This window comes from Streptomyces sp. 5-10 (assembly GCF_014712245.1).
Taxonomy (GTDB): domain Bacteria; phylum Actinomycetota; class Actinomycetes; order Streptomycetales; family Streptomycetaceae; genus Streptomyces; species Streptomyces violaceusniger.
Genome location: NZ_JACVYG010000043.1, coordinates 1 through 22,676 on the forward strand (window position 1 = coordinate 1; position 22,676 = coordinate 22,676).

The following is a 22,676-nucleotide window of genomic DNA, read 5'->3' on the forward strand; positions in this document are numbered from 1 at the left end:
GCCGTGGCCGGGCGCGCCCGCGTGCGGCGTGCCCGCGTGCGGCCCGGCGGAGGGTCCGCCGGGTGTTCCGGGCGCGGCGGCGTGCGGGGTGCCGTGGCGGGGTGCGTTGGGCGCGGCGGCGGGTCCGGCTGTCCCTGCTTGCGGCGGGGTGGCATTTCCGGGTGCGCTGTGGCCCGGTGCGCCCGCGTGCGGGGAGCCATGGCCCGGCCCGGCCTGCCCTGCGGCTGCTTGGGGCGCGGCGGAGGGCCCGCCGGGTGTTGCGGGTGGGGCGGAGTGTGGGGCGCCGTGGCCGGGTGCGGCGCTGCCGGGCGCCTGCGGCGCACCTGCCTGAGGCGCGGCGGACGGTCCGCCGGGGGTGGCACCGCCCGGTGCGTTGGGCGCGGCGGCGGGGCCTCCCGCCGCCCCGGCCTGCGGCGGGGTGGCGCTTCCGGGTGCGCTGTGGCCCGCTGTCGCCTGCGGGGCGCCCGGCGGGTCGGCGGGCCGGTGTGGGGCGGCCGATGGCGTGTCTGCCTGTGGCCCGGCGGCTGGGTCAGGGTTGCCCTGGTCCTCGCCCGCCTGCGCCTGCGGTGCGGCCGGGTGCCCGCCGGGCTGGGCCGGGCCGCCCTGCGCCGCACCCGCCGAGGGCGGAGTGGACGGAGCCGGGGGGAGCGGGGCCGCCGAGGGGCGGGGCGGGGTGGTCGGTGGCGGGGGTGTGGGGGGTTCCGCCGGGGCCAGGGGGTACGACGTGGCCGACGGCGGCGCGGAGGGCGGCGGCGGGACGGCGGGGCCCGTTGCCCCGGCCACCGGCGGTACGGAGGGGCCCGTTGCCCCGGCCACCGGCGGTACGGCGGGCCGCGCGGGCACCCCCGGCCCGGCGGGCGTCTCCACCTCCAGCAACCGCACCGCGTGCCGCCCGAGCTGGGCGACGAGCGTGCCCGGCAGCCACGGTTCGCCGTCGTCGTCCGCCCCGGCCGTACGTTCCAGCAGCGCATCCAGCGAGGGCCGGTCGTCCGGGGCCTTCTTCAGGCAGTCGGTGACGAGGTCCCGCAGCCCCTCGGGCAGCCCGTCCAGGTCCGGCTCCTCCTGGGCGATGCGGTACATCACCGCGTGCACCCCGCTGTCGGCCGTGCCGAAGGGCTGACGGCCGGTCGCCGCGTAGGCGAGCACCGAGCCGAGGCAGAAGACGTCGCTGGCCGGGGTGACCCGCTCGCCGCGCACCTGCTCGGGCGACATGAAGCCGGGCGACCCGACGACGGCGCCGCTGCGCGTGAGGATGCCGTCGGTGACGGTCTCCAGCGCCCGCGCGATACCGAAGTCGATGACGCGCGGACCGTCGATGGTGATCAGGACGTTGGACGGTTTGAGGTCGCGGTGGACGAGACCGGCGTCGTGGATGTCGCGGAGCGCCTGCGTCAGGCCGTTGGCCAGGATGCGGACGGTCCGCTCGGGCAGCAGCCCCGACTCGGCGACGATCGCGTGCAGGGAGGGACCGGCGATGTAGCCGGTGGCGACCCATGGGGTGGCGGCCTCGGTGTCGGCGTCCAGGACCGGCGCGGTCCAGGTGCCCCCGACCCGCTGCGCGGCGCGCACTTCCTGTTTGAACCGCCGCCGGAATTCGGCCTGTTGGGCGAGCTCGGTCTGGACGAGCTTCACCGCCACCGTGCGGCCGCGTGACGAATGAGCCAGGAACACCCGGCCCATGCCACCCGCGCCAAGGCGCCGGAGCAGCCGGTAGTCACCGATCCAGCGAGGGTCCTCGGCCCCCAGGTCTTCCATGCGTCGATCGTCCCTTCCCCGTGAATCCCCCTGATCAGCCCCCCGGAGAGAATAAGGGCGGCTGAGAGCGAAGTGGACGACGCGGACGATCCGTTATCGGTTCCGTATCCGTCCTGTGTCACTCCCGAGCCGGAGAACGGGATCCCGCGAGATCCGGAGGGGACCGCCGGGAGCGAAATCCGGACACCCGCCGACCCGCTCACCGGCGACGGCCACCGGACCACCACCGCCCGGCAGGATGTCGGCGTACGACCCGAAACCCGGACAGGCTGTCGGTGCCGGGCGCGGGGCCGGGGTCCGTACGCTGGTGCCGCCCCGACCCGCGAGCGATGCGAGGTACGAACGTGTCCGTTCAGCCCAGCCCCGACCACGCGGCCGGCGCCGCCGTCAAGGCCGCCGACCGTGCGCATGTCTTCCACTCCTGGTCCGCGCAGGGCCTGATCGACCCCCTCGCCGTCGCGGGCGCCGAAGGCTCGTACTTCTGGGACTACGACGGCAACCGCTACCTCGACTTCTCCTGCCAGCTGGTGAACACCAACATCGGCCACCAGCACCCCAAGGTCGTGGCCGCGATCCAGGAGCAGGCCGCGAAGCTGTGCACCATCGCGCCCGGCTTCGCCGTGGACGTGCGGTCCGAGGCGGCGCGGCTGGTGGCCGAGCGCACCCCCGGCGACCTCGACAAGATCTTCTTCACCAACGGCGGCGCCGAGGCGGTGGAGAACGCGGTCCGCATGGCCCGGCTGCACACCGGCCGCCCCAAGGTGCTCTCCGCCTACCGCTCGTACCACGGCGCCACCGCCGCCGCGATCAACCTCACCGGCGACCCCCGCCGCTGGCCCTCCGACACCGCCTCGGCGGGTGTGGTGCACTTCTGGGCGCCGTTCCTCTACCGCTCGCCCTTCCACGCCGACAGCGAGCGGCAGGAGTGCGAGCGCGCGCTGCGCCACCTCGAGGACACCATCGCCTTCGAGGGCCCGCAGACCATCGCCGCGATCATTCTGGAGACCATCCCCGGCACCGCCGGGATCATGGTCCCGCCGCCCGGCTATCTGGCCGGGGTCCGGGAGATCTGCGACCGCTACGGCATCGTGTTCATCCTGGACGAGGTCATGGCGGGCTTCGGCCGCACCGGCCACTGGTTCGCGGCCGACCACTTCGGCGTCACCCCGGACCTGCTGACCTTCGCCAAGGGCGTCAACTCCGGCTATGTGCCGCTCGGCGGCGTCGCGATCTCCGCCGAGATCGCCGCGACCTTCGACCAGCGCCCCTACCCGGGCGGGCTCACCTACTCCGGCCACCCGCTGGCCTGCGCCTCGGCCGTCGCGACGATCAACGCGATGGCGGAGGAGGGGATCGTGGAGAACGCCGCCGCGATCGGGGAGAACGTGCTCGGCCCCGGGCTGCGGGAGATCGCCGAGCGCCACCCCTCGGTCGGCGAGGTGCGCGGCCTCGGCGTCTTCTGGGCGCTGGACCTCGTCAAGGACCAGGAGACCCGCGAACCGCTCGTGCCGTACAACGCGAGCGGAGCGGACAACCAGCCGATGGCCGACTTCGCGGCGGCCTGCAAGCGCGGCGGTCTGTGGCCCTTCGTGAACATGAACCGCACCCATGTCGTGCCGCCGTGCACCGTCACCGAGGCCGAGGCCAAGGAGGGGCTCGCGATCCTGGACGAGGCGCTGAACGCGGCCGACGCGCACACCTCGTAGCGGCCGCCGGCACCGGCCTTCCCGGCGCCGCCCGTTTGCCCCGTGGCCGCCGCCCGACCGCGGCCCGACGACTGCCCGACGGCTGCCCGGTGTAGACCACCGCCGCACTCTGCGTGTTCCGCGCAACGGCCCTCGCATATCGTGATGCGAGGGCCGTCCGCTTTCTTACACCGACGGCCGTGGAAGGAGACGGTCCTCGATGCCCGTGCCCGGCACCAGCCCGGTCAAGCGGAACACCCTGCGGCAGCAGATCGCCGACGCGCTCTGTGACGAGGTGCTCGCGGGCAGGCTCCCTGCGGGGCGCCAGTTCACCGTCAAGGAGATCGCCCAGCAGTACGGCGTCTCCGCGACCCCCGTCCGGGAGGCGCTGCTGGACCTGTGCTCCCAGGGGCTGCTCGATGTCGAGGAGCACCGGGGCTTCAAGGTCCACGAGTTCACCATCGACGACTTCCGGCACATGGTGGACGCCCGCACGATGGTGGTGGAGGGCGTCTTCCGGCACTACGTCGAGCAGACGCTGAACTCCATGACCCCGCAGGCGCTGGCCTCGGTGCGGCGGCGGGCCGAGGAGGCCGAACGGGCCGCCCGATCCGGCGACCTGGACATCCTCATCGGCTACGACCTGCGCTTCTGGCGGGAGATCTGCGGGCTGGTCGGCAATCCGTACGTGTCGGACTTCCTCCAGCGGCTGCGGGTGCAGACCTGGGTGTTCACGGTGCCGTACCTGCGCCGCGTACCCGATCTGCGGGGTCTGCTGTGGACGGGGCACTGCGAGCTCACGGCGGCGGTCACCCGTGGGGATCCCCATGATTCGGAGCGGCTCATAGCGGCGTACAACGCGCATTTCCGTGCGCTGATCGAGCGGTTGGCGGCGGAGGAGGAGACGCGCTCGCGGAACCGGACGGGGGCCGCGCCGGAAGTCAACTCCCCCTGATCCCCTTCTGAACTCTTCGCGAACTCCACCCGATCCATGGGCCCCGGCCCGCCACGGCTGACGCCCCGCACTCTTCGCGCCGCGTACGTGGGGCATTACGCTGGGCCGACCATCGACCGTACGGATACGAGAGTGAGATCGCGTGGCATGTGACCTCTGGCTGGTCCCCCTCGTCGATGTGCTGTGCCACAGCCCCGACAACCCCTTCGCCGAAGAGATCGCCGCGTACGACAAGGCGCTCGGTGATGCCGGTCTGCCGCCCGTGCCCGTCTTCAGCTATATGCCGGGCCTTTCCGGGGATGTCGCCCCGGTGGCCGGTTTCGACTACGACGCGCTGCACTTCCTCCGCCGCGCCTATCTGCTCCAGCTGTGCGGACTCGCGGTGACGCCGGTGGACGAACTCGGCGGGGACTACGAGCAGTTGCTGGAGATGTTCGAGCCCACGGCCCAGCAGTCGCATCTGGTGTGGCACTACGACCACGCGGGCGCGTACGTCCCCGTCGACTTCCAGAGCCCGCTGTCCAACGACGAACTCCTCGAGGGCGGCGGCCCGTTGGGCTCCAGCCATGGACTGCTGCGCGAGCTGGAGTCGGTCGCCCCGGCGCTCGGCATCGACCCGTCCAACCCCCCGGCCGCCCCCGCGCCCCCGGCCCGCCCCACGAGCCTGGAGGAGCCGGCGGCGTCGGTCCCGTACGAGGACAGCCCCTTCGCGCGGGAGCGCCATGTGTGGCTGGGCCTGCACGCGGCGGCGACGCGCAGCCTCGGCCAGGGCTCGATGATCGTCTTCAGCTGACCGCCGATGCGGCCGCCGAGCCGACGGTCGTCTCCCATGGGCCCCGCGGCCGTCGTCAGCGGGGTTTCCGACGGCCCCGCGGCCGTCGTCAGCGGGGCGGCTCGGGAGGACGCTGCCGCGGCATATTGGGCCGGGCGGGGGCCGGCGGCAGCGGAAGGCGACTCGCGGGGCTCCCGCTGTCGGGACGGGAGCCCTGGGCCATCAGCGACTGCGTGACCAGCGGCGCCGAACCGGACCCGAAGTCCACCATCCAGCCCGCCGTCTCGGCCCGCACCAGCTCCGACACGTCCTCGCAGAACCGCCGCAGCACCGACAGACACCGCTCCACGGCCTCGCTCGCGGTGCCCTCGGTCGGGCCCAGCACCTCTCGCACGCTCTCCGAAGCCCAGTCGAACTGCAGCGCCTCCAGCCGCCGCTGCACCGCCTGCGCCGTGGCCATGTCCCGCATCCAGCCGGACGTCAGCCCGAAGAACCGGTCGCCGCCGACGCACGCGACCGCCAGCAGCAGCGCCAGCGCGCCCCACCCGGCGCCCCCGTCCAGCGTCCCGTTCAGGTCCAGCAGCGGCAGTACGGCCCCGACGACCCCCGCCACCGCGGCCCCCACCCGCAGCACCCGGGCGGCCCGCCGCTTCCACACCCGGTCGGCGAGGTACCACCCGGCGACCTCCAGCGCGCCCTCCTCGACCCACTGGTACAGCTCGTCGAGCCGCTCCGCGGGCTCCCCCCAGTCGCCGTGCGGGAAGGGCCGGCCGAGCAGGTCACCCTGTTTCCTCGCGCCCTCCTGCCGAGGGAGCCCCTCGGGCTGCATCTCCGGCTGACTCACCGTGCGACTCCCTCTGCGGCGGCGTTTCTCCTGCGCGCGGCTGGCGCGCGACCACCATTCCTACCGCCGAACGGCTGGCCACGCGGACCCGATCACCGGATTTCAGCCCGTAAGGGCAGCCCCATCGGGTATAGGACCGCCCACTCCTCACCCAAAAGAGTGCCCCCGCTCACGGCGGAGGGGCCCGCCCGGGGCTCGCCTCGGGTTCGTCTGGGGCTCCCGGCCGAACCGCGCCGAGCCGCCCATGGGCCGCCCTGGAACCGCCATGGGAGCGCCCTCGGACCGCGCCGCGGCCCCCACCGCACAGCGCCCGCCGCCCCAGGCAATAGGCTGCCTACCGTGAAGGTCCTCGTCATCGGCGGCGGCGCCCGCGAACATGCCCTGTGCCGCGCTCTCTCCCTCGACCCCGACGTCACCGCACTGCACTGTGCCCCCGGCAACGCAGGCATCGCCGAGGTGGCCGAGCTGCACGCGGTCGACGCGCTCGACGGCGCCGCCGTCGCCGACCTCGCCGCCTCCCTGGGGGCCGGCCTGGTGGTCGTGGGGCCGGAGGCCCCCCTGGTGGCGGGGGTGGCCGACGCCGTGCGCGAGCGTGGGATCCCGGCCTTCGGGCCGTCCGCGGAGGCCGCGCGGCTGGAGGGCTCCAAGGCGTTCGCCAAGGACGTGATGGCGGCGGCGGGCGTGCCCACCGCCCGCGCCTACGTGTGCACCAGCCCCGCCGAGGTCGACGAGGCGCTGGACGCCTTCGGCCCCCCGTACGTCGTCAAGGACGACGGCCTCGCCGCGGGCAAGGGCGTCGTGGTGACCGAGGACGTCGAGGCCGCCCGCGCCCACGCGCTGGCCTGCGGCCGGGTGGTGATCGAGGAGTTCCTGGACGGCCCGGAGGTCTCCCTCTTCGCGATCACCGACGGCGAGACCGTGGTCCCGCTCCAGCCCGCCCAGGACTTCAAGCGCGCCCACGACGGCGACGAGGGCCCCAACACCGGCGGCATGGGCGCGTACTCCCCGCTGCCCTGGGCGGACCCCGCCCTGGTGGACGAGGTCGTGGCCACGATCTGCCAGCCCACCGTCGACGAGCTGCGCCGCCGCGGCACGCCCTTCTCCGGGCTGCTGTACGCGGGCCTGGCGATCACCTCGCGGGGCGTGCGCGTGATCGAGTTCAACGCGCGCTTCGGCGACCCGGAGACCCAGGTGGTCCTGGCCCGGCTGAAGACCCCGCTGGCCGCGGTGCTGCTCGCCGCCGCCACCGGCCGCCTGGAGGCCGAGCCGCCGCTGCGCTGGAGCGACGGCGCCGCCGTGACCGTGGTCATCGCCTCGCACAACTACCCGGGCACCCCCCGCACCGGCGACCCGATCACCGGGCTGGAGGCGGTGGCAGAGAAGGACGGCCCCAAGGCGTACGTCCTGCACGCGGGCACCAAGCGGGACGACGCGTCCGGTGCGGTGGTGAGCGCGGGCGGCCGGGTGCTCTCCGTCACCGCGACCGGCTCCGACCTGGCGAAGGCGCGCGAGCGGGCGTACCGCGCGGTGGGCCGGATCGGCCTGGAGGGCTCCCACCACCGTTCCGACATCGCGGCGAAGGCGGCCGCCGAGGCGGGGTCCTAAGAGGCGGATTCGTAAGAGACGGGTTCGCCACCAGAACCGGAGACGGCTGTAAGAAGTGTCTCAACCGGGGGCCGCAGCGGACCGGTGAACGGTCAGGAAGGCCGCTTCCGCCTGTTCACGCGGGGCCCGGCGTCGCCATCGCGAAGTTCCCGGTTTTACCCAAGGCCATTCCATTGGGTGAGCGGTTCCGCATCCTGCTGACGCGCGCCCGGCCCCCAACTAGTGTGCCGCTCAGGCGAGGTGCGGCAACTGGCCCACCGGCATTGCGGAGTGGGCGGCCGGTGCGACAGTGGGTGGGGAGAAAACAACGCCGCCGTCGTCCGCTGTTCACACACCGGCCGGACAGGAGGGGGTGATGAGAACCGTGGCAGGTCCCGAAGCAGGTGCCCTGGAGGCGCGTGCCCGCGCCCTCGCGGTACTGCGCATCCGGAGCACCGCGCTCGCGGTCGCACTCCTCCCGGCCGCCGCCGCCGTCGTGCTGCTGGCCGGAAGCGCCACCGGCAGCATCGGCGGCTCCCAGGACGAGGGCTGGACGGCCCTGCGCTGGGTGGTGACCGGGGGCGCCCTGGTGGTCCTGCTGCTGGCGGCGGCCGTGGCCGCCGTGGTCGTCCGGGCCAGGCCCGCGCTCACCCCGACCGTGCCCATCGCCGAGGAGACCGCGCCCGACCTCTACCAGTTGGTCCGCGATCTGGCCGAGCGCCTGGAGGTCCCGGCTCCATCGGCCATAGCGCTCACCCCCGACTGCGACAGCTGGCTGGAGGACCGTACGCATCCGGCGCACGCCCACCGCCGGGAGGGCCGGGACCGCGGCGCCCTCGCGGTCGAGGAACCCCGCCCGGTGCGCGGCGCCGGAGGGCCCGGTCCCGCGGCCGGAGCGGACCGGGGCATGGACCGCCCCGAGCGGCGGGCCCCGCGGGCGCCGGTGCTGGTGATCGGCTCGCCGTTCCTGTGGTGGATGCGGGTCGCCGAGCTGCGCGCGCTGCTCGCCCCGGTGGTCGCGGGCACCGGCCCGTCCGTCCACCCCGACATAGCCTCCGCCCGCCGCTTCGTGCGCGGTCTTGACGCCGCCGTGGCCGTCGCGGCCCGCGGCGGCGAGCCGTCGTCCGGGCCCGCGCCCGCCCTGGTGGCGGTGGTGCGCCGGCCCGCCTTCGCCTTCGTCGGCTGGGTGGCCCGGCTGCTGCTGCGCGGCTGCCGGGACCACGCGGCCGAGATGGAGCGCGCGGTCGCCGCGGCCGCCTCCGAGCGGGCCCAGTCGGTCGACTACGGGCTCCGGATCGTCGCCCAGGAGCAGGTGGGGCTCGCCTACGCGGGCTGGGACCGGCTGCTGACCCGGGTCGCGCTGCCCGCCTGGCGGATGGGCCGCTGGCCCTCCCGGCTGGACGCGGGCGTGGTCTCGGCGCTCACCGAGCTCTCCAGCCGGGACCGGCTCGCCGAGGGGTTCACCTCCCGGCTGAGCGAGCGCCCGGCCTGCGACCTGCTGGAGGAGCCCGGCGTGATAGACGAGGCCACCTCGCTGCTGGCCGCCCGGCTCTTCCACGGCGGCCCGCCGGAGCCGGGCCCCGACTGGTCCCCGGTCGACTGGGGCGCGTATCCGGAGGAGGTCGTGGACCGCAAGTGGCGGCAGGAGGCCGCCCGGCTGAACCGGCTCCTGGACGAGCGGGACGACGCCCACGAGCCCATCGGCGCCGCCCCCGCACCGGCCCGCGCGAGCGCGCCCACCCCGGCCACCCTGGCCCGGGTCATGGACCGGCTCACCGCGGCCCCGTCCGACCCCGCCGACGGCACCGACGGCGACGCCCCCCGTCTCGCCGCCCGGCTCAGCGTCGAGGTGGCCCGGGAGGAGGCCGCCGCCACCCGGGCGCACGGCCGGGGCCCCGCGGCGGGGGCGGAGGGGGCCGCGGGCGGCCCCGGCGGCGACCCGTGGATCGACGGCTTCGCCCCGGCGTTCCCGCTCCAGCCGCCCCGCACCGGCCGCGAGCTGCTCGCCGACCACGTCACCGCCATGGTCTGCTGCGCCGCCGTGGACACCGCGGGCGCGGCCCCCGGCCTCGACTGGCTCGACGGGCCCGCGCTGCTCGTCGGCGGGCGGCGGCGGGCCGATCTGGCCCATCCGGTGCTGAGCCTGGTGGAGGACGGCGACGACGGGCCGCTGCGCGCCTGGCTCGGCGAGGTGGGGGTCCGCCCGGAGAAGCCCGTCCGGCTGGTGTAGCGGCGCAGAGTCCGCCGAATACCGCTCCTATGTCCACCCTTGTCGCGCGTTCGGTGTCTGTTCCGGCAATTTAGCGACTATCGGTGACGGAGTAGGTGCGGAATGTGATGTGCTGGGACCGGTCGCTGTCGCCCGGCCCAGGAGTTCCGGCCCAACCGGCCAGAACCGCAGGACCGGCCCCGCAGCCCGGCCCACAAGGCCGGACCCGCGGCGGTGCGGTGTGCGAGGACAGCGAGGCGAGGCGCCGCCGGGTACGCAGGGAGGGGAGCAGTTGTGGGGACGGACCAGATTCGGCGCTGGGAGTCGGGAGCGCTCGCTCACGCGGTGACGGATCCTTTCGGCCAGGGCCCGCTGCCCTGGCTGCGCGACAGTGAGAACTACTTCGACGACACCGGCCGGGTGGTCCCGTGGTACGTCGACCACGTCCATCTCTCCGGGGCCGACGACCGGGTGGCCGAGCGGATCGGCGCGGGGGGCCCCGCCAGGATCCCCGGCCCCCGCACCGCCGACGATGTCCACCGGCAGATCAAGGGCTTCCCCTCCACCTCCGCGGCGGCCCCCGGCGAGGCCATCGACTTCCGGATCACGGTGGACCCGCCCCAGCAGTTCAGCGTGGACATCTACCGCATCGGCTACTACGACGGCACCGGCGCGCTGAAGATCACCACCAGCCCCCGGCTGTCCGGGATCGTCCAGCCGCCCCCGCTCACCGCCGACCGCACCGTCTCCTGCCACCACTGGTGGCTGTCCTGGCGGATGCAGATCCCCTCGTACTGGAAGCTCGGCGCGTATGTCGCGGTGCTGACCACCCTGGACGGCTACCGCAGCCACATCCCGTTCACCGTCCGCGACAGCCGCCCCGCCGACCTCCTCCTCGTCCTCCCGGACCTCACCTGGCAGGCGTACAACCTCTACCCGGAGGACGGCCGGACCGGCGCCAGCCTCTACCACGCGTGGGACGAGCGGGGAAAGCTGCTGGGCGAGTCGGAGGCGGCCACCACGGTCTCCTTCGACCGGCCGTACGCGGGCGCGGGGCTGCCCCTCCACGTGGGGCACGCGTACGACTTCATCCGCTGGGCCGAGCGCTACGGCTACGACCTGGCCTACGCCGAGATGCGCGACCTGCACGCGGGCGGCGTCGACCCCACCCGCTACCGGGGGCTGGTCTTCCCCGGCCATGACGAGTACTGGTCGGCGCCGATGCGCCGCACCGTGGAGGCGGCCCGCGACAGCGGCACCTCGCTGGTCTTCCTCTCCGCGAACACCATGTACTGGCAGGTCGAGCTCGCCGCCTCGCCCTCCGGCCCGCACCGGCTGCTGACCTGCCGCAAGCGCCGCGGCCCCGGCCGCTCGGCGCTCTGGCGGGAGACCGCGCCCGAGCAGCAGCTCATCGGCATCCAGTACGCGGGCCGGGTGCCCGAGCCGAGCCCGCTGATCGTGCGGAACGCCGGCCACTGGCTGTGGGAGGCCACGGGCGCGGAGGAGGGCGACGAGCTGCCGGGCCTGGTCGCGGGCGAGGCCGACCGCTACTTCCCCCGCACCGCCCTCCCCGACCACCTCCGCCGCATCCTCCTGGCCCACTCCCCGTACGAGGACACGGAGGGGGTCGTCCGCCACCAGGAGACGTCGATCTACCGGGCCCCGAGCGGCGCTCTGGTCTTCGCGTCGGGGACGTTCGCGTGGTCGCCCGCGCTGGACCGTCCGGGGCATACGGATGAGCGGGTCCAGAAGGCCACGGCGAATCTGCTGGACCGGATCTGCAAGCGGGGATGAGGTGATGCCCGGCGGGTGGGTCTTTCCCCTACCCGCCCCTTCCCGAACCATGGGCTCCGCCCCTGTACCCCCGCCCCGGGACCTGGGACGGAGGCCCATCACGCGGCGGAACCGCATCTCGATGCTCAGACCGCCGTGGGCGTCGCTTGGCCTGCGGCCGGTGGAGGGCGGCTTTCCCCTCCCCGCCCTGCGCAGCGCTCCGCTGGAAGTGCCGCGATGCGTCGTCGGCCGGCCGCGGCGCCGTCGTGGCTGGTCCCACGCGGCGGAGCCGCATATCGACACAGCCGCGCGGCGGAGCCGCACCTCGACACAGCCCCGCGCCCCTTCGGGGCGCTGCCGAACCAGAGCGGACTTCCTCCGACCTGCTCAGGCAGGGGGCTCTTCGCTCCTGGCCCCCGGGGCCTGGGGCGGAGCCCCACCACGCGGCGGAGCCGCCCCACGCGGCGGAGCCGCCCCACGCGGCGGAGCCGCATATCGACACAGCCGCGCGGCGGAGCCGCATATCGACACAGCCGCGCGGCGGAGCCGCACATCGACGCTGCGTGGGAATGGGCGGGGTAGGGAGCAGTCCGCCGCAGATGTCGCGGTCCGTCGGGCGCCGTTTGGCACCCGTGGCTGGTGCCGGGGGCCCGCACCGCTACCAGGGGCTCTCCACCTCTGGTCCCCGGGGTCTGGGGCGGAGGCCCACCACGCGGCGGAGCCGCACATCGACGCTGCGTGGGAAGGGGCGGGGAGGGGAACAGCCCGCCGCAGGCGTACCCGTACCGCCGGGCACTCCTACGCCACCGGGGCCAGGGGCGGGGCCTTCCGGATCCCGAAGACATGCCGCAGCGCCGACAGCGCCGCCAAGTAGCCGCACATCCCATGCACCCCCGGCCCCGGCGGGGTCGCCGACGAGCAGAGGAAGAGCCCGGGCAGCGGGGTGCGGTACGGGTCGAGGCGGGGCACCGGCCGGGCGAGGCTCTGCCGGATCGTCATCGCGCCCGAGCCGATGTCCCCGCCCACGTCGTTGGGGTCGTAACGCTCCAGGTCCCGCCCCGACATCCCGCGCGCCGCGAGCACCGTGTCGCCGAAGCCGGGGGCGTACGTCTCGATCCGGGAGCGGATCAGCTCCACCGGGTCGGTGTCGTCGCCGTTCGGCATGTGCGCGTAGGCCCACACCGGGCGCCTGCCACCCCGGGCGCGCCCGGGGTCGGTGACGGCCGGGTCGACGAGCAGGACGAAGGGCGCCCGGCTGCGGACCCCGCGCGCCGTCCGGTTCTCCTCCCGGACCAGCTCGGCATGGGTGCCGCCCAGGTGTACGGTCCCGGCGCGGCCCACGGCGGGGTCGGCCCACGGGATCGGCTCGCTCACCAGGAAGTCGGCCTTGGCGGCGGCCGGGCCGTAGCGGAACCGCCGCAGCGCCCGGGCGTAGCGGTCGGGCAGCGCCCGCCCGGCGATGTCCAGCAGTCCCGGGACACCGGTGTCGAGCAGCACCGCGCGATACCCGCCCAGCTCGCCGAGGTCACCGAGGTCGCCGATCGCGCACCCGGTGTGGAAGGTGCCGCCGTGCGCGGTGATGTCGTCCACCATGGCCTCGGCGATCCGGGCGCTGCCGCCGCGCGGCAGCGGCCAGCCGGGCCCGTGGGCCAGATGCCCGAGGAGGGCCGCCACCGCGCCGCCGGCCAGGCTGGGCAGCTCGCCCACGGCATGGGCGGCGACCCCGGTGAGCAGGGCGGGCGCCGCCGCACCGGTGAAGCGGGCGGCACCGAGCCCGGTGCCGTGCACGAGGATCCGCGTGGCCAGCAGCAGCGGTGCCACCGGATCGCGGGGGAGGGCGCGCTGCCCGGAGAGGATGAAGTCGACCACACCCTCGCTGTGCCGCACCAGCGGCGCCATCAGCCGCCGCCAGCGCTCCCCGTCCGGGCCGAGCCCGGCGCAGGTGGTCTCCAGATCGCGGTGGGCGAGCGCGGCGCGGCCGCCGTCCAGCGGATGGGCGTAGGAGACCTCGGGCGTCAGCAGCTCCACCCCGCGCGAGGCCAGGCCGAACTCGCGGAAGAAGCGGGAGGCGGGCGCCATGGGGTGGACCGCCGAGCAGATGTCGTGGGGGATCTCCGGGTCGAAGAGCGGCTGGGTGCGCAGTCCGCCGCCGATGTCGTCGGCGGCCTCGTACACCGCCACCCGCAGCCCGGCGCGGGCCAGGGTGACGGCGGCCGCGAGCCCATTGGGCCCGCTGCCCACGATCGCCGCGTCGGCCATCCCGCACCTCCCCGCCGCGCCCCCATCCGTGTCCTGCCCCGCGCCCCCATCCGTGTCCTGCCCCACGAGTTCCTCGTACGACGTGTTCGAACCGGCCGTAAGCGGAACCCGGAGCGCCGCACCCCTGCGGCTCCGCGCCCCGCCGCAGGTCGCCGCCGTTCAGTGCGGCAGAATCGAAAGGGCTTGGACAAAAACACCAGGAGGAAGCGTGTCCGGATTCGTTGAGAAGCCCGAGCCGGTCGAGGTTCCGGGCCTTCAGCACCTGCACACCGGCAAGGTGCGCGACCTCTACCGGAACGAGCGCGGTGAGCTCGTCATGGTCGCCAGCGACCGGATCTCCGCCTACGACTGGGTCCTGCCGACCGAGATCCCCGAGAAGGGCAAGATCCTCACCCAGCTCTCCCTCTGGTGGTTCGATCTGCTCGCCGACCTCGTCCCCAACCACGTCCTGTCCACCGAGCTGCCCGCCGGCGCCCCCGCCGAGTGGGAGGGCCGGACCCTGGTGTGCCGCTCGCTGCGGATGGTCCCGGTCGAATGCGTGGCACGGGGCTATCTGACCGGCTCCGGCCTGGCCGAGTACCGCGAGACCCGTACGGTGTGCGGAATCGCCCTCCCCGAGGGGCTGACCGACGGCTCCGAGCTGCCCTCCCCGATCTTCACCCCGGCCACCAAGGCCGAGGTCGGCGAGCACGACGAGAACGTGGCGTACGAGGAGGTGGCCCACCGCATCGGCGCCGAACCCGCCGCCCAGCTGCGCCAGGCCACCCTCGCCATCTACAACCGGGCCCGGGAGATCGCCCGCGCCCGGGGGATCATCCTCGCCGACACCAAGTTCGAGTTCGGCTACGCGGAGGCGACGCTGGGCGTGGAGAGCGTCGAGCCGGTGCTCGCCGACGAGGTGCTGACCCCGGACTCCTCCCGCTTCTGGCCCGCCGACCAGTGGGAGCCGGGCCGCGCGCAGCCGTCCTTCGACAAGCAGTACGTCCGCGACTGGCTGACCTCCCCGGCCTCCGGCTGGGACCGCACCGGCGAGCAGCCGCCGCCCCCGCTCCCGGCGGAGGTCGTCGAGCGGACGCAACGGAAGTACGCGGAGGCTTACGAGCTGCTGACCGGCACCAGCTGGAAGTAGCCCGGAAAACCGGAAACAGGGCGGAGAACGACCAAGGGCCCCGGCCGATCGGCCGGGGCCCTTGTGTCCACCGAGCGGACGACGAGGCTCGAACTCGCGACCTCAACCTTGGCAAGGTTGCGCTCTACCAACTGAGCTACGTCCGCCTGCGCCGGACTTCTCCGGTTCGACGCGCCTCTACTATAACCAAACCCTCGACCGGTGAACTACCACCCCGGGTGCCGAGCCCGCTCCAGGGCCGCTCCGAGCTCGCTCCGGGCCCGCTCCGGGCTCGCTCCGGGCGGCGGTGAGGCCCGTCGGGGCCACGCTCAGACGCCCTCCGCGACTGCAGGCGCCGTCCGCCACCGGCTCCAGCGGCACGCATGAGCCTGCCGCAGCGGCATGTGCCCGAAAACGCCTGAGGCGCCGGTCGATTCGACCGGCGCCTCAGGATCTGGAGCGGACGACGAGATTCGAACTCGCGACCCTCACCTTGGCAAGGTGATGCTCTACCAACTGAGCCACGTCCGCATGCCTCCGACCGGCTTTCACCGATCGGCGCGTGCATCACACTACCTGATCCTCTTCGACAAGAGGCCGATAGGCGATGAGAGCGGGTGACAGGGATCGCACACTGCGCCTCCCCCTTGGAAAGGGGGCGCTCTACTACTGAGCTACACCCGCATGGTGTCTTCCTCGGGGTTTCGGCCTTTCGGCCTCGCCCCTCGGCGTGCTCCAGACTTTAGCGGATCACCGGGGGTGGTGTGCAACTCGGCTGAACGGGTGCCTCAGGCCGACTCGTCGAAGGCTTCGTAGACCTTCTTGGGGATCCGGCCGCGCGGGGGCACCTCCATGCCGTTCGACCGGGCCCAGGCGCGCACCGCGGCCGGGTCCGGGGCGACGGCGGTGCGGCGGTACGTCTTGCCCGAGCGGGCCCGCTTGCGGCCGGCCTCCACGTACGGCGCGAGGGCGTCGCGCAGTTTCGACGCATTGGCAGAGTTGAGGTCGATCTCGTACAACTTGCCGTCGAGTCCGAACGTGACCGTCTCTTCCGCTTCGCCTCCTTCGAGGTCGTCGGAGAGCGTGACTACTACGCGCTGCGCCACGGATATCGGTCCTTTCGGGCTGCATCGATGCGTTGACGTGCAAAGATGTCAGCTGTCCAGTTGTGTCCAACAATGCTTTTTCATTTGTACAGTGACTGGCATTGCATTGTGAACCCCAGTAATTCCATCCGCGTGTCACGCCGCGATCGGGACCATGCGTTTTTCCCCGACCTTTCCCCGCCGGTTGCCACCGACGATGCTTAAACGTGACCGAACCCTTGCGTATCTACTCGCGTAGATTTTTGGCCGGGGTAGGCTTGGGCACCGCCTTACGCACCAGCACCACACCACCGGGAGTGCCAGTGGCACGCGTCGTAGTCGACGTCATGCTCAAGCCGGAGATCCTCGACCCCCAGGGCCAGGCGGTGCAGCGAGCACTGCCCCGCCTCGGTTTCGAGGGGATCGCCGACGTCCGTCAGGGCAAGCGCTTTGAACTCGAGGTGGAGGGCCCGGTCGATGACGCCGCCCTCGCCCGTATCCACCAGATCGCCGAGACCTTCCTGGCGAACACCGTGATCGAGGACTTTTCCGTGAAGGTCGAGGTCGGCGAGGGCGCCGACGCCACTGCCGTGAAGGCGGAGTCGTGACCGCACGCGTCGGAGTCATCACCTTCCCCGGCACGCTCGACGACCGCGACACCCAGCGCGCCGTCCGCACCGCCGGGCTGGAAGCCGTCCCGCTGTGGCACCGCGACAAGGACCTCAAGCAGGTCGACGCGGTGATCCTGCCGGGCGGCTTCTCCTATGGCGACTATCTGCGGGCCGGGGCGATCTCCCGCTTCTCCCCGGTAATGGACTCGGTGATCGACCAGGCGAAGGCCGGTATGCCGGTGCTTGGCATCTGCAATGGCTTCCAGGTACTCACCGAGACCCATCTCCTCCCCGGTGCGATGCTGCGCAACAACCATCTGCACTTCATCTGCCGTGATCAGAAGTTGCGAGTGGAAAACGCGGAGACCGCCTGGACCCGCTCCTATGAGCAGGGCCAGGAGATCAACATCCCGCTGAAGAACATCGACGGCCGCTATGTCGCCGATGAGCGCGTCCTCGATGAACTCGAGGCCGAGGGACGCGTCGTCTTCCGCTATCAGGAGCTCAACCCCAACGGCTCGCTCCGCGACATCGCCGGTATCTGCAATGCGGCGGGCAATGTCGTCGGCCTCATGCCCCACCCCGAGCACGCCGTCGAACCGCTGATCGGCACCGGTCGCACCGACGGTCTCGGGTTCTTCACCTCGATCCTCAAGAGGCTGGTCAGCGCATGACCCTGGACACCACCAAGCACGCGGCGCAGACCCCGGAGGCCGAGCAGCCCTGGGCCGAGCTCGGTCTCAAGCAGGACGAGTACGAGCGCATCCGCGCCATCCTGGGCCGCCGCCCCACCGGCGCCGAGCTCGCGATGTACTCCGTCATGTGGTCCGAGCACTGCTCGTACAAGTCGAGCAAGGTCCATCTGCGGCAGTTCGGCGAGAAGGCCCCCGAGAGCGACGCCCTGCTCGTCGGCATCGGCGAGAACGCGGGTGTGGTCGACGTCGGCCAGGGCTACGCGGTCACCTTCAAGGTCGAGTCGCACAACCACCCCTCGTACATCGAGCCCTACCAGGGCGCGGCCACCGGCGTCGGCGGCATCGTCCGCGACATCCTCGCCATGGGCGCCCGCCCGGTGGCCGTGATGGACCCGCTGCGCTTCGGCGCCGCCGACCACCCCGACACCAAGCGGGTGCTGCCCGGTGTGGTCGCGGGCATCGGCGGCTACGGCAACTGCCTGGGCCTGCCCAACATCGGCGGCGAGGTCGTCTTCGACCCCTGCTACCAGGGCAACCCGCTGGTCAACGCGTTGTGCGTGGGTGTGATGAAGCATGAGGACATCCACCTCGCCAAGGCGTCCGGCAGCGGCAACAAGGTGATCCTCTACGGCGCCCGGACCGGCGGCGACGGCATCGGCGGCGTCTCCGTGCTCGCCTCCGAGACGTTCGATGACAGTAAGCCCACCAAGCGCCCCGCCGTCCAGGTCGGCGACCCCTTCCAGGAGAAGCTGCTCATCGAGTGCACCCTGGAGGTCTTCAAGGAGGACCTGGTCGAGGGCATCCAGGACCTCGGCGGCGCGGGCCTGTCCTGCGCCACCAGCGAGCTCGCCAGCGCCGGCTCCGGCGGCATGCGGGTCGAGCTCGACACCGTGCCGCTGCGCGACTCCTCGCTCTCCCCCGAGGAGATCCTGATGAGCGAGTCGCAGGAGCGCATGTGCGCGATCGTGAAGCCCGAGAAGGTCGACCGCTTCCTGGAGATCTGCGAGAAGTGGGACGTCATCGCCACCGTCATCGGTGAGGTCACCGACGGCGAGCGGCTGGAGATCTACTGGCACGGCGAGCAGATCGTGGACGTCCCGCCGCGCACCGTCGCCCACGAGGGCCCGGTCTACGAGCGCCCCTACGCCCGCCCCGAGTGGCAGGACGCGCTCCAGGCCGACGACGCGGGCAAGCTGCCGCGCCCGGCCACGGCCGAGGAGCTGCGCGAGCAGGTCCTCAAGGTGATCGGCTCCCCGAACCAGTCGTCCAAGTCCTGGATCACCGATCAGTACGACCGCTTCGTGCAGGGCAACACGGTCCTCGCCCAGCCCGAGGACTCCGGCATGGTCCGGGTGGACGAGGAGACGGGCCTGGGTGTGGCCGTCGCCACGGATGGCAACGGCCGCTACGCCAAGCTGGACCCGTACGCGGGGGCGCAGCTCGCGCTCGCCGAGTCGTACCGCAATGTGGCCGCGTCCGGCGCCAAGCCGCTGGCCATCTCCAACTGCCTGAACTTCGGCTCGCCTGAGGACCCCGCGGTCATGTGGCAGTTCGCGGAGGCCACCCGCGGCCTCGCCGATGGCTGTCTGACCCTGGGCACCCCGGTCACCGGCGGCAATGTGTCGCTGTACAACCAGACCGGGGAGGTGGCCATCCACCCGACGCCGGTCGTCGCCGTCCTGGGCGTGATCGACGACGTGGCCCGCCGCACCCCGATCGCCTTCGCGGAGGAGGGCCAGCTGCTCTATCTGCTGGGCGACACCGCGGCGGAGCTGGGCGGCTCGGCCTGGTCCCAGGTGATCCACGACCACCTGGGCGGGCTGCCGCCCAAGGTGGACCTGGAGCGGGAGCGGCTGCTCGCCGAGATCCTGATCTCGGCCTCGCGCGACGGCATGGTGGACGCGGCCCACGACCTGTCCGACGGCGGTCTGATCCAGGCGCTCGCCGAGTCGTGTCTGCGCGGGGACAAGGGCGCCCGGATCGTCGTCCCCGACGGTCTGGACCCGTTCGTCCTGCTGTTCTCCGAGTCCGCGGGCCGGGCGATCGTCGCCGTACCGCGCAGCGAGGAGGTCCGCTTCAACGACATGTGCGGGGCCCGGGGGCTTCCGGCGGCCCGTATCGGCGTGGTCGACGGCGACGCGATCGACGTCCAGGGGCAGTTCTCCATCCCGCTGGCCGAGCTGAGGGAGTCGTACGAGGCGACGATCCCGGGGCTGCTGGCCTGAGGACCCATGCCGTACGGCCCGCCCCCTGAGGTGAGGGGGCGGGCCGTACGGTCCGTTCGGGCCTTGTCGCGCCGGGGCTTAACGGCCCCAGAAGGCGTTGGTGGCGTCGATGTCCTCGACGCACTGGTCGATGTCGGTGATCTTCCCGCCGACGATGGTGAAGAACAGCCCGGTCTTCATGTCCAGGGTGCGGTTGCCGCGCTCGGCGCGGACGTGGTGCCCGGAGATCACATGCCCGCGCCCGTCGGGCATCACCGACTCCAGGTCGACCCGCAGCGTGCCACCGGTCTCCTCGAACTCGGTGCGGTACAGCTCCATGCAGGCGTCCCGGCCCTTGTGGTGTCCGGAGATCATGTTGTCACCGGGCACGTGCTGCATGACGTCCGCCGTCAGCAGCGTGGAGAGGGTGTCCAGGTCGCCCTGCTGGAACGCGGTGCATGCGCGGCGCACCACGGCGGCATCGGGGTGCTCGCCCATGGTCATTCACGCCTTTCGTTCTGATTGATTCCTCTCTATCCCCTTTTTCTCCATCCTCCGTCCGCCCCGCCGGGCTGTCGATAGGCTCGGCGCCATGCCGCCTCGTGCCCGTGCCCGCAGCTATGACCCCGCCAAGACCAGGACCGCCGTGATCGCGCAGCTGAGGCAGGTGCGGAAGGCGGCCGAGGGGCTGGACGAGACCGCCCTGGACGCCCTCACCCGGCTCGGCGACTGGACGGTCCGGGAGCTGATCGCGCATCTGGCGATGGCCGCGACGTCCGTCGTACGGCTCCTGGAGCGGCCCGCGCCGCCCGCGCGCGAGGTCACCGTCACCGGCTGGGCGTCCGCGGTGGCCGGGCACTCCGGGCCGATCGACGAGGAGACCCGCGCTCTCGCGGCGGGCGCGGAACCGGGTGAGCTGCTGGAGCGCGCCGAGGCCCGGTTCGCCGAGGTGGCCGCCGTCGCGCCCGCCGACCGGCTGCTGGCCGCCCGCGTCGGGGCGATGCGGCTGGACGACTACCTGGTCACCCGGTGTGTGGAGCTCGTGGTGCACGCCGACGACCTGGCGGCCGCCACCGGCGTCCCCGTCTCCCACGACCGCCAGGCGCTGGCCACCGCCACCCGCGTGCTCGCCGACGCCCTCGCGGCGAAGGCGCCCGGCGGCTCGGTCGAGGTCCGGATCCCGCCGTTCGCCGTGATCCAGTGCGTCGAGGGCCCCCGGCACACCCGCGGCACCCCGCCGAACGTCGTCGAGACCGATCCGCCGACCTGGATCCGCCTCGCCACGGGCCGTCTGACCTGGGCCGAGGCCCTGGAGTCCGGGCCGCTGACCGCGAGCGGCGACCGCGCCGACCTCTCCGCCCACCTCCCCGTGCTCGGCTGACCGCCCGAGGTGTGATCCTTGCCTCGGACGGGCCGCTCCGCCCCCGGCCGTACGCAGGTCGGGCACGGGTCCCGGGGGTCCGCGGGCGGCGCGGAGGATGTGACTTACGCCCTCCTGACGGGTCCCTCGTTCGGAGGCACCGCCGAACTGGCCTAGACTCGATGACGTGCCACGTGGTGACGGACGACTCAGCCACGACCTGCTCCCCGGTGAGAAGGGCCCCCAGGACGCCTGCGGCGTCTTCGGAGTCTGGGCACCGGGAGAAGAGGTCGCCAAACTCACCTATTTCGGGCTGTACGCACTGCAGCACCGTGGACAGGAGTCCGCGGGCATCGCGGTGAGCAACGGCTCCCAGATCCTCGTCTTCAAGGACATGGGCCTGGTCTCCCAGGTCTTCGACGAGACCTCCCTCGGCTCCCTGACGGGCCATATCGCGGTCGGTCACGCCCGCTACTCCACCACCGGGGCCTCGGTGTGGGAGAACGCGCAGCCGACCTTCCGGGCCACCGCCCACGGCTCGATCGCGCTGGGCCACAACGGGAACCTGGTCAACACCGCCGAGCTGGCGGAGCTGGTCGCGGCCCTGCCCCGCGACGGTGGCCGGGCCACCCAGGTGGCGGCCACCAATGACACCGACCTGGTCACCGCCCTGCTCGCGGGCCAGGTGGACGAGGACGGCAAGCCGCTGACCGTCGAGCAGGCGGCCCCCATCGTGCTGCCCGAGGTCAAGGGCGCTTTCAGCCTCGTCTTCATGGACGAGCACACGCTGTACGCGGCGCGCGACCCCCAGGGCATCCGCCCGCTGGTCCTCGGCCGCCTCGAGCGCGGCTGGGTGGTGGCCTCCGAGACCGCCGCCCTGGACATCGTGGGCGCGTCCTTCATCCGTGAGATCGAGCCCGGCGAGATGGTCGCCATCGACGAGAACGGGCTGCGCTCCACCACCTTCGCCGAGGCCCGGCCCAAGGGCTGTGTCTTCGAGTACGTGTACCTGGCCCGCCCCGACACCGACATCGCCGGGCGGAACGTGTACCTCTCCCGGGTCGAGATGGGCCGCCGGCTGGCCAAGGAGTCCCCGGCCGACGCCGACCTGGTCATAGCGACGCCCGAGTCCGGCACCCCGGCCGCCGTCGGCTACGCCGAGGCCAGTGGGATTCCGTACGGCTCCGGGCTGGTCAAGAACAGCTACGTGGGCCGGACCTTCATCCAGCCCTCGCAGACCATCCGGCAGCTCGGCATCCGGCTCAAGCTGAACCCCCTCAAGGAGGTCATCCGGGGCAAGCGCCTGGTGGTCGTCGACGACTCGATCGTCCGCGGCAACACCCAGCGCGCCCTGGTGCGGATGCTCCGCGAGGCCGGGGCCGCCGAGGTCCACATCCGGATCTCGTCCCCGCCGATCAAGTGGCCGTGCTTCTTCGGCATAGATTTCGCCACCCGCGCCGAGCTGATCGCCAACGGTCTCTCGGTCGAGGAGATCGGCAAGTCGCTGGGCGCCGACTCGCTGGCGTACATCTCCACCGACGGCATGATCGAGGCGACCACGATCGCCAAGCCGAATCTGTGCCGGGCCTGCTTCGACGGTGAGTACCCGATGGACCTGCCGGATCCGGAGCTGCTGGGCAAGCACCTCCTGGAGTCCGAGACGCAGGGGCAGAGCAGCGGTGACGCCGACGGTGTGACGACGCTGACCGCCGGTGTCGGCGGCGCCGACGCCCTGCGCCGTCCCTGAGCGCCGCCCTCCCGTCATCCCCGATACGAA

17 protein-coding genes and 3 tRNA genes are annotated in these 22,676 nt (G+C 72.9%); 12 read left to right on the forward strand and 8 right to left on the reverse strand.

The window, feature by feature from the left end; all coding sequences use genetic code 11:
* A partial coding sequence (locus tag IEJ02_RS34960) for a serine/threonine-protein kinase (protein WP_191068527.1) occupies positions 1-1,755 on the reverse strand: 1,755 nt, incomplete at its 3' end.
* 329 nt (positions 1,756-2,084) lie between these two features.
* Between IEJ02_RS34960 and IEJ02_RS34965 the strand changes: the two genes are divergently transcribed.
* The 3 genes from IEJ02_RS34965 to IEJ02_RS34975 all read left to right on the forward strand — a co-directional run bounded on the left by IEJ02_RS34965 (position 2,085) and on the right by IEJ02_RS34975 (position 5,188).
* Positions 2,085-3,461 (forward strand): aspartate aminotransferase family protein, encoded by a 1,377-nt coding sequence (locus IEJ02_RS34965; protein WP_191068528.1) that lies wholly within the window; start codon positions 2,085-2,087, stop codon positions 3,459-3,461.
* A gap of 199 nt (positions 3,462-3,660) precedes the next feature.
* Positions 3,661-4,395, forward strand: a complete 735-nt coding sequence (locus IEJ02_RS34970; protein ID WP_191068529.1) for a GntR family transcriptional regulator — start codon at positions 3,661-3,663, stop codon at positions 4,393-4,395.
* 142 nt (positions 4,396-4,537) lie between these two features.
* Entirely contained in the window at positions 4,538-5,188 is a 651-nt protein-coding gene (locus IEJ02_RS34975) for a putative DNA-mimic protein (RefSeq protein ID WP_137978856.1), read from the forward strand.
* Between the two features lie 88 nt (positions 5,189-5,276).
* Here the strand turns inward: IEJ02_RS34975 and IEJ02_RS34980 are convergent, their stop codons facing one another.
* Positions 5,277-6,011 (reverse strand): SLATT domain-containing protein, encoded by a 735-nt coding sequence (locus tag IEJ02_RS34980; RefSeq protein ID WP_191068530.1) that lies wholly within the window; start codon positions 6,009-6,011, stop codon positions 5,277-5,279.
* A gap of 339 nt (positions 6,012-6,350) precedes the next feature.
* Between IEJ02_RS34980 and purD the strand changes: the two genes are divergently transcribed.
* The 3 genes from purD to IEJ02_RS34995 all read left to right on the forward strand — a co-directional run bounded on the left by purD (position 6,351) and on the right by IEJ02_RS34995 (position 11,598).
* The gene (gene purD, locus IEJ02_RS34985; protein WP_191068531.1) at positions 6,351-7,616 is read left to right on the forward strand and encodes a phosphoribosylamine--glycine ligase; all 1,266 of its coding nucleotides are present in this window, start codon (positions 6,351-6,353) and stop codon (positions 7,614-7,616) included.
* Positions 7,617-7,971: 355 nt separating this feature from the next.
* Positions 7,972-9,825: a hypothetical protein gene (locus IEJ02_RS34990; protein WP_191068532.1), complete on the forward strand. Its 1,854-nt coding sequence runs from the start codon at positions 7,972-7,974 to the stop codon at positions 9,823-9,825.
* Between the two features lie 273 nt (positions 9,826-10,098).
* A complete protein-coding gene (locus tag IEJ02_RS34995) occupies positions 10,099-11,598 on the forward strand; it encodes a N,N-dimethylformamidase beta subunit family domain-containing protein (protein WP_191068533.1) in 1,500 nt (499 codons plus the stop codon).
* A gap of 777 nt (positions 11,599-12,375) precedes the next feature.
* On the opposite strand, the gene IEJ02_RS35000 is transcribed toward IEJ02_RS34995, so the two are convergent.
* Positions 12,376-13,836 carry a phytoene desaturase family protein gene (locus IEJ02_RS35000; protein WP_191068534.1) on the reverse strand — a complete coding sequence of 487 codons (1,461 nt, stop codon included), beginning with the start codon at positions 13,834-13,836 and terminating at the stop codon, positions 12,376-12,378.
* Positions 13,837-14,044: 208 nt separating this feature from the next.
* On the opposite strand from IEJ02_RS35000, the gene IEJ02_RS35005 reads away from it, so the two are divergent.
* Complete coding sequence (locus IEJ02_RS35005) at positions 14,045-14,965, forward strand: phosphoribosylaminoimidazolesuccinocarboxamide synthase (protein WP_191068535.1); 921 nt, start codon at positions 14,045-14,047, stop codon at positions 14,963-14,965.
* A 73-nt stretch (positions 14,966-15,038) separates the two neighbouring features.
* Here IEJ02_RS35005 and IEJ02_RS35010 read toward each other — a convergent pair.
* The 4 genes from IEJ02_RS35010 to IEJ02_RS35025 all read right to left on the reverse strand — a co-directional run bounded on the left by IEJ02_RS35010 (position 15,039) and on the right by IEJ02_RS35025 (position 16,050).
* A tRNA-Gly gene (locus IEJ02_RS35010) sits at positions 15,039-15,111 on the reverse strand.
* A 288-nt stretch (positions 15,112-15,399) separates the two neighbouring features.
* A tRNA-Gly gene (locus IEJ02_RS35015) sits at positions 15,400-15,475 on the reverse strand.
* Positions 15,476-15,556: 81 nt separating this feature from the next.
* Positions 15,557-15,628, reverse strand: a tRNA-Gly gene (locus IEJ02_RS35020).
* 104 nt (positions 15,629-15,732) lie between these two features.
* Positions 15,733-16,050 (reverse strand): histone-like nucleoid-structuring protein Lsr2, encoded by a 318-nt coding sequence (locus IEJ02_RS35025; RefSeq protein ID WP_037953281.1) that lies wholly within the window; start codon positions 16,048-16,050, stop codon positions 15,733-15,735.
* Positions 16,051-16,346: 296 nt separating this feature from the next.
* Between IEJ02_RS35025 and purS the strand changes: the two genes are divergently transcribed.
* The 3 genes from purS to purL are packed head-to-tail and all read left to right on the forward strand — an operon-like array spanning position 16,347 to position 19,560.
* Positions 16,347-16,637 carry a phosphoribosylformylglycinamidine synthase subunit PurS gene (purS, locus tag IEJ02_RS35030; RefSeq protein ID WP_370467175.1) on the forward strand — a complete coding sequence of 97 codons (291 nt, stop codon included), beginning with the start codon at positions 16,347-16,349 and terminating at the stop codon, positions 16,635-16,637.
* Entirely contained in the window at positions 16,634-17,314 is a 681-nt protein-coding gene (gene purQ, locus IEJ02_RS35035) for a phosphoribosylformylglycinamidine synthase subunit PurQ (RefSeq protein ID WP_191068536.1), read from the forward strand. The genes purS and purQ overlap by 4 nt, the downstream gene beginning before the upstream one ends.
* Complete coding sequence (purL, locus tag IEJ02_RS35040; protein WP_191068537.1) at positions 17,311-19,560, forward strand: phosphoribosylformylglycinamidine synthase subunit PurL; 2,250 nt, start codon at positions 17,311-17,313, stop codon at positions 19,558-19,560. The genes purQ and purL overlap by 4 nt, the downstream gene beginning before the upstream one ends.
* A gap of 78 nt (positions 19,561-19,638) precedes the next feature.
* Here purL and IEJ02_RS35045 read toward each other — a convergent pair whose 3' ends face one another.
* Positions 19,639-20,037 carry a nuclear transport factor 2 family protein gene (locus IEJ02_RS35045; RefSeq protein ID WP_191068538.1) on the reverse strand — a complete coding sequence of 133 codons (399 nt, stop codon included), beginning with the start codon at positions 20,035-20,037 and terminating at the stop codon, positions 19,639-19,641.
* 94 nt (positions 20,038-20,131) lie between these two features.
* On the opposite strand from IEJ02_RS35045, the gene IEJ02_RS35050 reads away from it, so the two are divergent.
* Together IEJ02_RS35050 and purF are read left to right on the forward strand one after the other, a co-directional pair.
* Positions 20,132-20,920, forward strand: coding sequence for a sterol carrier family protein (locus tag IEJ02_RS35050; protein WP_191068539.1), 789 nt, complete (start codon positions 20,132-20,134; stop codon positions 20,918-20,920).
* Between the two features lie 166 nt (positions 20,921-21,086).
* Positions 21,087-22,646: an amidophosphoribosyltransferase gene (gene purF, locus IEJ02_RS35055; RefSeq protein WP_191068540.1), complete on the forward strand. Its 1,560-nt coding sequence runs from the start codon at positions 21,087-21,089 to the stop codon at positions 22,644-22,646.
* The last annotated feature ends 30 nt before the right edge of the window (positions 22,647-22,676 follow it).